The sequence below is a fragment of the Sphingobacterium sp. 40-24 genome, from assembly GCF_001899705.1.
GTDB classification, from domain to species: domain Bacteria; phylum Bacteroidota; class Bacteroidia; order Sphingobacteriales; family Sphingobacteriaceae; genus Sphingobacterium; species Sphingobacterium multivorum.
The window spans coordinates 176045-187681 of the sequence record NZ_MKWH01000014.1; the positions used below are offsets into that span (position 1 = coordinate 176045).

Sequence of the window (11637 nt, forward strand, 5' to 3'; positions counted from 1 at the left end):
AAAAGCAAAGCGGCTGTTCTTTTGGAACAGCCGCTTTTTATGGATTGAAATTGCTAATTACTTAGCGTTTTTATCATTTTCCATTTGCTCTTTCAATTGAGCTAATACGTCTAAGTCGCCTAAAGTAGATTTCTCAACAGAATCTTTTACTTTTTTCACAGCTGAAGACTCAGCTTTAGCGTCTTTTTTACGGCTGTTAGACTCTTCTTTGCGAGCTTCTTCTTTCTCTTCTTCCCAGATACGAGAGTGAGAAATTACCAAACGTTTGTTCTCTTTGTTGAACTCGATGATTTTGAATGAAGTAACTTCATCAACTTTCAATGAAGAACCGTCTTCTTTAACAGAGTGTTTAGAAGGACAGAAACCTTCAACACCATATTGTAAAGCTACGATATCACCTTTGTCACCAACTTTGATCACAGTACCTTCGTGGATAGAACCTTCAGTAAAGATCGTTTCGAAAGTATCCCAAGGGTTTTCTTCCAATTGTTTGTGACCTAAAGATAATTTACGGTTTTCTTCATCCAATTCTAAAACAACTACATCTAATGTTTCACCAACTTTAGTGAATTCGTTAGGGTGGTTGATTTTTTTAGACCAAGATAAATCAGAGATGTGGATCAAACCATCGATACCTTCTTCCAATTCAACAAATACACCGAAGTTAGTCATGTTTTTAACAACAGCTGTTTGTTTAGAACCTACAGGGTAACGCTCAGTGATATTTTTCCAAGGATCTGGAGTCAATTGTTTGATACCTAAGCTCATTTTACGCTCATCGCGATCTAACGTTAAGATTTGCGCTTCGATCTCATCACCAACTTTCAAGAACTCTTGTGGAGAACGTAAGTTTTGTGACCAAGACATTTCAGAAACGTGGATCAAACCTTCAACACCAGGGATGATTTCTAAGAAAGCACCGTAATCAGCAACTGTTACGATTTTACCTTTAACTTTAGAACCAACTTCTAATGCAGTATCTAAAGATTCCCAAGGATGCTCAGATAATTGTTTCAAGCCTAAAGCGATACGTTTTTTCTCGTCATCAAAGTCTAATACAACAACGTTGATTGTTTGATCTAACGATAAAACTTCTTTTGGATGCTCGATGCGACCCCAAGAGATGTCTGTGATATGCAATAAACCGTCAACACCACCTAAATCGATGAACACACCGAAATCAGTAATATTTTTAACTGTTCCTTCTAATACTTGACCTTTTTCTAATTTAGCAACGATTTCAGATTTTTGGTTTTCTAAATCGTTTTCAATTAATACTTTGTGTGATACGACAACGTTTTTGAATTCGTGGTTGATTTTCACAACTTTGAATTCCATTGTTTTACCTACGTATACATCGTAGTCACGGATAGGTTTGATATCGATTTGAGATCCAGGTAAGAATGCTTCAACACCTTTGATATCAACGATAAGACCACCTTTAGTACGGCTCTTAACGAAACCAGTAATGATTGCATCATTTTCTAATGCCTCATTGATAGCTTCCCAAGATTTTTGAGTTTTAGCACGTTTGCGAGAAAGTACTAATTGACCGTTAGCATCTTCTTGAGATTCAACGAATACGTCAACTTTGTCACCAACTTGTAATTCTGGTAAGTCACGGAATTCTGATAAAGAAACTAAACCGTCAGATTTGAAACCAACATTTAAGACTACGTCTTTGTTGTTGATAGAAACTACAGTACCTTCAATAATTTCACCTTGGTTAACTTGGTTGAAAGTATCTGCGTATTGTGCTTCAAGTTTAGCGCGTTCAGCTTCGCTATAATTTCCGAAACCTTTATCATTTGCATCCCAGTCAAATTCACCTTCTGGTGTGATCCAAGTGTTTGATTTGATTTCGTCGATTAAGTTTGAATCAGCTTCTGATTCAATTTTTTCAGTGTCTTTCACTACTTTAGTGTCAGCACCTTGTAGCTCTGCGTTTTTCGCTGCTAATTCTTTTTCTGCTTCTTGTTTTTTTGCCATTAATTAATTTTCTCCTTTTTCCTACTTTGTAGGAGTTGCAAAGGTACAAAAAAACTTTAAATGCAAAATTTTATTTTTCTTATTTTATTGAAAGACTTTCAGTTATACAGGCCTTTTGCTTTAGACGTGTAAAGCTGCCTGTTCGAACGGTCGTTTAGCGTCTTCTACCGTTCATTTGTTGCCAACCTGACGGGGTAAATGAAGCTTTAAATAATTTTATACACCTATTCGTCTCTCTTAAAAGAGTTGAAAATGCGTGGTTTGGCAATAACAATGGTTTGTTTAGACAGCGCTATTGCTGCATTAAGCTCATAGCCCAATAATAAAATAAGCGTATTCAGGTAAATCCAGAGCATAATGACGATCAGTGTCCCAATGGATCCATAGAGTTTGTTATATGCACCAAAATGATTGATATAAAAGGTAAATATGGAAAACGTCAATATCGCTAAAATGGTAGCCATAGAAGCTCCGGGACTGAAGAGTTTCCATTTATTGGAGTTGGAAGGACCAAATTTGTAAATACAGCTTACCGTGAAAAAGTAAATAGCAAATATTATCAACCATCGGGCTACTTTAAGTAGAATGGCCCAGAAGCTCGACTTTATACCTGTTGTTTCCTTGAGGTAGTCTATGGTAATGCCAGCTAGGGTAAATATTGTCATCCCAACTGTTAACGCAAAAATAATTAGGAAAGCCAAGGCTAAGGCAAGCAAACGTTTTCTGACCCATGGCCTTCTTTCCGTCATGAGGGAAGCCTTATTGAAGGCATTCATCAGAGAGGCCATACCATTGGTTGCAAAATAGGCCGCAAATAAAAAACCGAAAGAAAGTAATCCACCATTTTGGTTTTTAATAATATCCTCCAAAGTGGTTTCAACAACCAGAAAAGCATTTTTGGGAATAACCACGGCCAGAAAGTCCAGCAACTGTTCCTGAAAATTATTGATCGGAATATAAGGGATCAATGTAAATAAAAAAATGATACCCGGAAAAATGGCCAATAAAAAGCTATAGGAAAGGGAAGAAGCCTTGCTGACAATGGAATCTCTCGATAGCTCCTGAAAGAAAAATACGGCCACAGTATAGAGTGGTAGCGAGCCAAAGCCAGGTAATACGACACGTTTACTCCATTCGATTAATCTAAAATAAGGTTCAATATTTAATAGCCATTGGTGGATTTTCCCCATATCAATTAAAATAGTTACTCATCTTATCCAAGAAAACCTGTGGCGGCATACAAGGTCTATTTTTTTCCATGTTGACAAAGACCAAAGTTGTCTCGCCCTGGTTGAGTAGTTCTCCGCTTTCATTGAACAGTTCATATTCAAAAATAATACGGACGGCAGGTTTCTGGCGGATTGTTACCCGTATCGTGATCAAATCATCGTATTTGCCCGGTTTTAGGTATTTTGTTTTCATCTCCGTAACGGGGAGCATGACCCCCATTTCTTCCAGCTCCTTATACGATATCCCCGTGCTCCGCAGCATTTCAGTCCGCGCTATTTCGTAAAATGCAGCATAATTTCCATAATAAACATACCCCATTTGGTCTGTTTCTGCATAGCGGACACGAATCTGATGGTCAAATACAAACATTATTTTTTAATATTTCTGGCGTCCAATGCCTGTTGAAATTTACGTGCATTGATCAAATGCTCAGCCTCTGTTTTTGCAAAATTATGATAGCCCGAAAAATCATCTTTAGCACACATGTAAATATAATCATGTTGCTTAAAGTTTAAGACCGCATCAATTGCAGCAATACTTGGAATTGAAATAGGACCTGGAGGCAAGCCCCTATAGATGTAAGTATTGTAAGGATTGTCTGTTCTAAGGTGCTTATTCAATACCCTTCTAATGGTAAAGTCGTTGTTGGCAAAGATCACGGTAGGATCAGCTTGCAATAACATGCCTTTTTTGAGGCGGTTTAAATATAATCCGGCGATCATGGGCATTTCATCCTGGTGTAAGGCTTCACCTTTGACAATAGAAGCCAATGTACTGACTTGTTGCGGTGTCAGGTTAAGCGCTTTTGCTTTTGCCGTGCGATCTGCATTCCAAAACTTTTTCCATTCATCATCAAAACGAGCAATTACTTTTTCGGGATTGGTGTTCCAATAAATTTCGTAGGTATTGGGGATAAATATAGCAATCAGATTTTCTTTTGTAAATCCATATTTCTGTGCTGTAGCCTCATCATTTAGTACCGCGATAAATTCTGCAGAATCTGCCTCAAAACTTTTACCAAGGAGTGCGGCCATATTCTCTTTCAGTCGCACATTGGAAAATCTGAATTTTACAGGTTCTTGGTAGCCACCAATCAAATTGCCAACTAAGCGTCTATTGTTCATACCAGGGTTTAACAGATAACGTCCGGGTTTTACACTTTGCTCATATTTTTTATATTGTGCGGCACGCTCAAAGGAAGCGATGTCATCCACAAGATTTGAATCCTTGATTGATTTCAATACATCTTCATATTTTTCGCCCTCGTGTATGTACAGGTATTTTTTCTCTCCCGATACATTGGAAGCATAAAATGCTTTATATAATGTCCAAGCAAAATAACCTCCGACAACGATAACGATCAGGGCAATGATTTTTAACCAACTTGGTATTCCTTTTTTATTTTCCATGCTAAAATTTTTTATTCATTTGTTGTTCGCTATTAAGGGCATTCATACAGCCTTTAGCGGTCAATGGTTGATGAAATCGCCCAGATATGGATCGGTTTCATCTTTATATTTTATACAATTCCTGAATCTGCAACAAACGCTAATCCATCATAATGGAGATTATGCCATGCAGCTTCATTTTTAAGTCAATACACTTAAAAGCCAAGACTATTCCCTTTACTTTCTTTTTCTTTTTTCTGCCCTGCAGTTGGATTTGTTGTTGTCGATTTAGCTGCTGGCGTATTTGTTGTGGTACTTTTCGCTGGAGCAACGGGCTTAGACTGAACCGGAGCTTTTGCTGCTGGCGGAGTAACCTGTGTTTGGTTTGCCTGTGGTTTAGGAGTTGGCGTACCTCCAGCTGGAGCACCTGTAGTTGTTGTTGGTGCCGTCAATGAGAGCGTTATGTCTATTTTAGCCCCTAAGCTGGTTAAGCCTTTTTCTATTCCTGGTGATTGTACACTGATTACTGCGGTGGCTGTATCCGTTACATTGGGATCATAAGTCACTGTGCCTAGGCCTAGACCAGCTCCAGATAGGGCAAACTTCGCTTCGTTTAATGGAAGACCAATTAAGTTGGGTATTTCCACTTCATTAGCACCGAGTCCATTTCCCAAAACTAGATCTATACGTGAACCCTTAGGAATCATGCGCCCGTTACGGATTGATTGTCCAGCAAATTGAGCATCCAATACGATGTCCCTAGCGATATCGGCGACATAAGAAGTGTCTCCGATTCTAAGGTTATGGTTTTTCAAAATAGCCGTTGCTTCGATCAATGTTTTATCCTTTATATTCGGAAAGGCAACTTCAGGTGCAACTTGTGTGATAATGGTCAAATAAATAGTCCGCCCCGATTTTACATGAAATCCTTGTTCGGGATCCTGCTCGATGACCATTCCTGGTTTGGCGTCCATCTGGTAGACGGAGTCAATTTGATATTCCAGCCCCGCGTCTTCCAGCGCCTGAATGGCAGCACTGATATGAAGGCCTTTCACTTTAGGAACGGCTATAGATTCATCATGTTTGGTATATATTTTCAGTCCAACATAAACGAAAAGGAATAGACATACTATCGCGATAAAAGCGGCAATAAGATTTTTCCTAAAAGTGGGGGTCTGAAGATATTGTACGACTTTGGACATTTCTCTGTTTTGATAAAAATTAATTCTGCATAGAACCGCAATATTAAAGCCAAGTTTGCAGAATGATTAAATAAAATTATTCCTCACAAAATTATTCGTTTTTCCGTGTATAGCAAATTATATTTGCTATTCGAATCGCTAAAATTTATGAAAGCAAAAATAGCATTAATAACTGGAGGTTATACAGGAGAAGCTGAAGTTTCTTTTAAAAGTTCTGCCTTTGTCAATTCTCAACTTGATCACGACAAATACGATATATATTTGATTACAGTGACCAAAGAAGCATGGTACTATGAAGATTTGGACGGTAAGCGGCATCCGATTTCAAAAGCAGATTTTACACTTCCATTGAACGGAGATATCTTAAGCTTTGACTTAGCATTTATTATGGTGCATGGTGTGCCTGGAGAAGATGGAAGACTTCAGAGCTATTTTGATTTATTAGATATTCCATATACCTCATGTGATGCCTTGACTTCGGCATTGACTATGAATAAAGGGTATACAAAAGCGATTTTATCGGATATCCCGGAATTGCATTTGGCAAAATCGGTCTTATTGTTTGAATCGCAACGCCCGGAAGCGGTTAAAATCGTCGAAAGCAATCTTTCGCTGCCGTATTTTGTGAAACCTAATGCCGGTGGAAGTAGTATCGGAATGACCAAAGTAAAGGAATCGGCACAACTGCAGGAAGCGATTGATAAAGCTTTTGATGCAGAGAATACCGGGAAACAGGTTATTGTTGAAGAATTTGTGACTGGACGCGAATTTTCCGAGGGAATTTTTAGGAATTCAAAAGGCGAACTCGTTGTTTTGCCGGCTACCGAAGTTCGTACTACACGTGAATTTTTTGATTATGAAGCCAAGTATGTACCTGGATTGACCGAAGAGATTACACCAGCAGACCTGACTACGGAAGAGCAGGAGCGCGCTGCACGTATTTTAAGGGAAATTTATGTGAGATTGAACTGTAAGGGTATGGTTCGGGTGGACTTCTTTTTGGAAAACGATACCGATAAATTTTATTTTATCGAAATTAATACCATTCCCGGGCAGACTCCACAAAGCTTTATTCCGCAGCAGGTACGGGCTTTTGGAATGAAGGAGGGGGATTTTTACGGGGAGTTGATCGAAACGGCTCTACAATCGAAATAGTTTTGCTCTATCTCAGTAGGACTTGAGGCAGGGACTATATGGCTGGAGCGCGGATAAGCATACATTCCGATGATGACATACTGCATTTCCCAGCCACAGCCCGCTGATCATTCGCATAAGCAGCCTTCTAGCCAAGGGGGATAAAAATACGCCACGATGACGATGCGCAAAAAAGGCTTTCAATTTTCTGAGAGCCTTTTTTGTGTTTTATTTTCTGAAATCAAATTTCGATAGATCAGGTTTAAACTTTTTAACTCTTTTCAGCTCCTCCTGATAAATTACCTGGCCGATATTTTTTAAAAAAGGATAGGTTACTGTTTCATATTCATAGCGTCCATCGTTGTAGATGCCATTTTCATTGGACTGTACAACAACGGCGAGCATAAATTCCACGCCATGTTCAAAGTCGACGACATAGGCATTATCAATATTATAGCCATAGGAATCTCCATACTTGTTGAAGATCCGGATGTTGGGATTTAAGATCGCATTTTTTTCACGGCCATAAAAAAGGAGCTTGCTATACGTTGGCCAGAATTCTGCTGGATCATATTTTGGAAAATCCGATTCAAAGGGATAGCGCGACATATAATCATAGAGGAGCGCGTAGTCATCTTTTTTCAGATTGAATCTTTCTTGAGGCTGAAATGCTTCGGGAAATAACAGCTTCTTCAATATCAGCTGTTGATCTTGCAAAGCGTATACATTTAATCCTTCAAAACTCCAGGGTTCATGAACAAGTTCATCTTTATCGTTCATGTAACCTTTCCCCTGAAGCGTATTGGACAGCTCGATGGTATAATCCTTGGGATCGAACTGTGCTTCTTGTTTATAAATAATATCCTTCCCCTTATAAAAGGTGACGGGGTTAGTATGTTTGGCCCATATGCCTTTGTCGCCAATAGCAAGACGGTTGACAATGCGGCTGTAATTAGTGCCGTATTTTTTTAGTTTCGCATTCAGTTCTGCACGGCCAATAAATTCGAAAAGCCTGTTTTGGGCATCGTTGTCGCTGGTTAATAAGATCTTTTTAACATATTGAGCAACAGAGGGAAGGCCATTGGCGGCGGATTCGTCCACAAGAACCTTAGTCTGCTTTTCAAAAGCAGAATCGATGCGTAGTGGGGTATCTTTGCTGAGACCGGCAATATGCAGGTCATTGATTTTTTCCAAAGCCAGAATTGCTGTCGGCAACTTCACTGTACTTGCGGGATAAAAATACCAGTTCGGATTCAGTCGATAGCTATAGGACCTGAAATGTGGCTTATTGGATTTGTCACGATCAATCTGTGTATACAGAATTTGTATTTCATTTTTCGTCGGATGACTTAATATGTTTTGAAATAGATCGGGATGACTTTGGAGTAATTTTTCCAGGTAAACAGTATCTATCTTCTGAGCGTATAGATCTGACATGAATAGAGTAAGAATTAGGGTGAGGTATTTTTGCATGTGCTTTAGATCAAAGTGTCGCGCCTGTTTAGTCTTGTCGATTAAGCTCTTCTATAGCTTTTAATGGTGATAGGATCATGAAGCAAAAAGCTCCATGATCCTATTGCGTTTTGCTAGTCGTAAACATGGAATTATTTTCGCATATAAACTTCAAAGGTATAAGCAAATGCATGTTTGTCATCGGCCTGATGCGAATCTGAGGAAACTAATTCCCATTCTTCTGACGGCAATTCAGGAAAGAAGGCGTCACCTTTGATGGTTGTGTGCACGCGTGTCAGAAGTACCTTATTTGCCAGTGGAAGGGCTTGTTGATAGATGTTTGCACCACCAATGATGAATACCTCACGTTCATCCCGGCAATACAAGAGTGCCTCTTGGATGCTGTTGGCAACATCAATATCTTCTCCCTGGAAATTCGCGTTACGTGTAATGACAATATTCCTTCTGTCTGGTAATGCTTTGCCTATGGCCTCAAAAGTCTTTCTGCCCATTAGGACAGAGTGCTCAACGGTATTTCTCTTAAAATATTTAAAGTCGTTGGGTAAATGCCAAGGCATCTGATTGTCGATTCCGATGGCATTGTTTTCCGACGCAGCTACGATTAATGTGATCGTTGGGTTGCTCATTTTTGATATAAGGTGATTATTCGTTCGCTAAAATATATTACAAAATCAGGTACCTTTCTTGTTAAACGGCCACCGGAGCTTTGATATGTGGATGGGATTCGTAGTTTAACAATTCAAAATCTTCAAACTTAAAATCAAAGATATCTTTTACTTCAGGGTTTATTTTCATCTGGGGTAGCGCTTTTGGCTCGCGGCTCAATTGGAGCTCCGTTTGCTCGAAGTGATTACTGTAGATATGTGCATCGCCAAGGGTGTGGATAAACTCTGCGGCTTCCATGTCACAAACCTGTGCGACCATCATCGTCAATAAAGCATAAGAGGCAATGTTGAAAGGAACGCCCAAGAATATATCGGCACTACGTTGATAGAGTTGACAGGACAATTGCGGCTTTAAGATACCTTTTTCAGGTTGTGCCGGAGCGACATAAAACTGAAAAAAGGCATGACAAGGAGGTAATGCCATATGCTCTATTTCGGCAACATTCCATGCCGATACAATAATACGGCGTGAATCCGGTGAATTTTTTAGCTGGTTGATAACCTGTGTGATCTGATCGATATGACGGCCATCGGGTGTTGGCCAGGAGCGCCATTGTGATCCGTATACAGGGCCTAAATTTCCTTGTTCGTCAGCCCACTCGTCCCAAATGCTTACGCCATTTTCTTTGAGATACTGAATATTAGTTTCACCTTTAAGAAACCAGATCAATTCATGGATAATGGATCGCAGGTGTAATTTCTTCGTCGTTACCAAAGGGAAACCTTCCTGAAGGTTGAAACGCATCTGATATCCAAAGACACTTTTGGTACCTGTGCCCGTACGATCTGTCTTTACAACACCATTCGTATATACATGTCTGAGTAAATCTAAATATTGTTTCATCTGTAAAAAGTAATTATTAAATACCAAATATCAATGCTATAATCGAACTGGACAGAACGAATAGCACTATTTTATGTGTCTGATTCTCAATCGGGGAATATTTGAATACATCATGTCCGGCTCTAATTTAGTTTGTCCGTAATAAGACGCCGGTGCATTCAACCTTTCAAGATAGTCAAAACTAAGGAAAATCCTTATAACGAGAAAGTCAAAACTTAAAATGATAAGAGGGGTTACTGAAAAAAAATGTAATTTTGCAAAATATTATGGAGAATAAAAAAGTAGCTTTTTATACACTTGGATGTAAACTGAATTATTCGGAGACATCATCCATTGGTCGTTTATTTAAAGATGCGGGCTATGATACCACAGCGTTCAATAGCCGTGCAGACGTTTATGTAATCAATACATGTTCGGTAACGGATAATGCTGACAAGAAGTGTAGAAAAGTAGTGAAGGAAGCTTTAAAGCACTCTCCCAACGCCTATATTACGATTGTTGGCTGTTATGCGCAGCTAAAACCAAAAGAGATTGCAGAGATTCCCGGAGTGGACATGGTCTTAGGTGCTGCTGAAAAGTTTAATATTATTGAGCATATCAATGATTTGACGAAACAGGAAAAAACGATCGTTTATAATGGTCCAATCGATGAGACCAATCAATTTGTCTCGGCTTATTCGATTGGCGATCGTACGCGTACGTTCCTAAAAGTACAGGACGGCTGCGATTATTCATGTACATTTTGTACGATTCCTTTGGCACGTGGCGGAAGTCGCTCGGGCAAGATCGAAGATATTGTGCGTCAAGCAGAAGAAATTGCAGCTTCAGGCGTCAAAGAAATCGTTTTAACAGGTGTAAACATTGGCGATTTTGGCATTCGGGATGGTAAGCGCGAAGACCGGTTCTTGGATTTGGTACAAGCACTGGATGAAGTCGAAGGGATTGATAGAATCCGTATTTCCTCGATAGAACCCAATCTTCTTTCCAATGATATTATTGAGTTTGTGGCCCAATCAAAACGTTTTGTTCCACATTTCCATATGCCATTGCAGTCTGGAAGCAATAAAATTCTGGGTTTAATGCGCAGAAGGTACAAAAGAGAGCTTTACACAGAGCGCGTCGCTTTTATCAAGTCATTGATGCCTAATTGCTGTATCGGTGTTGACGTTATTGTCGGATTTCCGGGAGAAACACGTGAAGACTTTATCGATACATACAATTTCTTGAATGATTTGGATATTTCTTACCTGCATGTCTTTACCTATTCAGAAAGGGAGAATACGATTGCTGCTCAAATGGACGGTGCTGTACCGGGAGCTCAACGCAGCGACCGTAGCAAAATGTTGCACATCCTTTCGGAGAAGAAGCGCCGTGCGTTTTATGAGTCACAGCTTGGTGAGACTGGTGATGTTTTGTTTGAAGCAGACGAAAAAGATGGTTATATGCATGGTTTTTCTAAAAACTATGTCAAAGTACGGACCTTATACGATCCATTATTGGTGAATGAGGTTGTGCCGGTTAAATTTATGGAAGTAACGGATTCTTGTGAAGTGGAAGTAGAAGAAATTCCGGAGACACTGACACATTAACCTTTTTAAGATTTATAACATACAAAGGTTTTGACTAGTCCTGAAAAAACGATACAGATTTTCAGTGATTAAAAATACTTAAATTTAAGCAGTAGTAGCCGAAAGGTTGCTACTGTTTTTTGT

General features: G+C 39.3%; 10 protein-coding genes. 2 read left to right on the plus strand and 8 right to left on the minus strand.

Annotation, left to right across the window (positions count from 1 at the left end; all coding sequences use genetic code 11):
- Positions 1 to 57 precede the first annotated feature (57 nt).
- The 5 genes from rpsA to BGP15_RS05700 all read right to left on the minus strand — a co-directional run bounded on the left by rpsA (position 58) and on the right by BGP15_RS05700 (position 5809).
- Complete coding sequence (rpsA, locus tag BGP15_RS05680; RefSeq protein ID WP_070564994.1) at positions 58 to 1989, minus strand: 30S ribosomal protein S1; 1932 nt, start codon at positions 1987 to 1989, stop codon at positions 58 to 60.
- A gap of 224 nt (positions 1990 to 2213) precedes the next feature.
- Positions 2214 to 3179 (minus strand): YihY/virulence factor BrkB family protein, encoded by a 966-nt coding sequence (locus BGP15_RS05685; protein ID WP_070564997.1) that lies wholly within the window; start codon positions 3177 to 3179, stop codon positions 2214 to 2216.
- A gap of 1 nt (position 3180) precedes the next feature.
- Positions 3181 to 3588 carry an acyl-CoA thioesterase gene (locus BGP15_RS05690; protein ID WP_070564999.1) on the minus strand — a complete coding sequence of 136 codons (408 nt, stop codon included), beginning with the start codon at positions 3586 to 3588 and terminating at the stop codon, positions 3181 to 3183.
- Positions 3588 to 4628: an endolytic transglycosylase MltG gene (gene mltG, locus BGP15_RS05695; RefSeq protein ID WP_286768936.1), complete on the minus strand. Its 1041-nt coding sequence runs from the start codon at positions 4626 to 4628 to the stop codon at positions 3588 to 3590. The genes BGP15_RS05690 and mltG overlap by 1 nt, the downstream gene beginning before the upstream one ends.
- Before the next feature lie 194 nt (positions 4629 to 4822).
- The gene (locus BGP15_RS05700; protein ID WP_070565008.1) at positions 4823 to 5809 is read right to left on the minus strand and encodes a PASTA domain-containing protein; all 987 of its coding nucleotides are present in this window, start codon (positions 5807 to 5809) and stop codon (positions 4823 to 4825) included.
- 147 nt (positions 5810 to 5956) lie between these two features.
- Between BGP15_RS05700 and BGP15_RS05705 the strand changes: the two genes are divergently transcribed.
- Positions 5957 to 6964, plus strand: coding sequence for a D-alanine--D-alanine ligase family protein (locus BGP15_RS05705; RefSeq protein ID WP_112373642.1), 1008 nt, complete (start codon positions 5957 to 5959; stop codon positions 6962 to 6964).
- A 207-nt stretch (positions 6965 to 7171) separates the two neighbouring features.
- Here the strand turns inward: BGP15_RS05705 and BGP15_RS05710 are convergent, their stop codons facing one another.
- From BGP15_RS05710 to BGP15_RS05720, 3 genes are all read right to left on the minus strand, one after another.
- Positions 7172 to 8380: a serine hydrolase gene (locus BGP15_RS05710; RefSeq protein ID WP_236590833.1), complete on the minus strand. Its 1209-nt coding sequence runs from the start codon at positions 8378 to 8380 to the stop codon at positions 7172 to 7174.
- 167 nt (positions 8381 to 8547) lie between these two features.
- Positions 8548 to 9042: a dihydrofolate reductase gene (locus tag BGP15_RS05715; protein WP_286768937.1), complete on the minus strand. Its 495-nt coding sequence runs from the start codon at positions 9040 to 9042 to the stop codon at positions 8548 to 8550.
- A 61-nt stretch (positions 9043 to 9103) separates the two neighbouring features.
- On the minus strand, positions 9104 to 9925 hold the full coding sequence (locus tag BGP15_RS05720; RefSeq protein ID WP_070565019.1) for a thymidylate synthase: 822 nt from the start codon (positions 9923 to 9925) through the stop codon (positions 9104 to 9106).
- Positions 9926 to 10191: 266 nt separating this feature from the next.
- On the opposite strand from BGP15_RS05720, the gene mtaB reads away from it, so the two are divergent.
- On the plus strand, positions 10192 to 11514 hold the full coding sequence (gene mtaB / locus BGP15_RS05725) for a tRNA (N(6)-L-threonylcarbamoyladenosine(37)-C(2))-methylthiotransferase MtaB (RefSeq protein WP_115049709.1): 1323 nt from the start codon (positions 10192 to 10194) through the stop codon (positions 11512 to 11514).
- Positions 11515 to 11637: the final 123 nt, after the last annotated feature.

What these genes read in the sequence shown, in the direction of transcription:
- rpsA (WP_070564994.1), bottom strand. Translation starts at nt 1,989, where the DNA reads ATGGCAAAAAAACAAGAAGCAGAAAAAGAATTAGCAGCGAAAAACGCA.
- mltG (WP_286768936.1), bottom strand. Translation starts at nt 4,628, where the DNA reads ATGGAAAATAAAAAAGGAATACCAAGTTGGTTAAAAATCATTGCCCTG.
- BGP15_RS05685 (WP_070564997.1), bottom strand. Translation starts at nt 3,179, where the DNA reads ATGGGGAAAATCCACCAATGGCTATTAAATATTGAACCTTATTTTAGA.
- BGP15_RS05690 (WP_070564999.1), bottom strand. Translation starts at nt 3,588, where the DNA reads ATGTTTGTATTTGACCATCAGATTCGTGTCCGCTATGCAGAAACAGAC.
- BGP15_RS05700 (WP_070565008.1), bottom strand. Translation starts at nt 5,809, where the DNA reads ATGTCCAAAGTCGTACAATATCTTCAGACCCCCACTTTTAGGAAAAAT.
- BGP15_RS05710 (WP_236590833.1), bottom strand. Translation starts at nt 8,380, where the DNA reads ATGTCAGATCTATACGCTCAGAAGATAGATACTGTTTACCTGGAAAAA.
- mtaB (WP_115049709.1), top strand. Translation starts at nt 10,192, where the DNA reads ATGGAGAATAAAAAAGTAGCTTTTTATACACTTGGATGTAAACTGAAT.
- BGP15_RS05715 (WP_286768937.1), bottom strand. Translation starts at nt 9,042, where the DNA reads ATGAGCAACCCAACGATCACATTAATCGTAGCTGCGTCGGAAAACAAT.
- BGP15_RS05720 (WP_070565019.1), bottom strand. Translation starts at nt 9,925, where the DNA reads ATGAAACAATATTTAGATTTACTCAGACATGTATATACGAATGGTGTT.
- BGP15_RS05705 (WP_112373642.1), top strand. Translation starts at nt 5,957, where the DNA reads ATGAAAGCAAAAATAGCATTAATAACTGGAGGTTATACAGGAGAAGCT.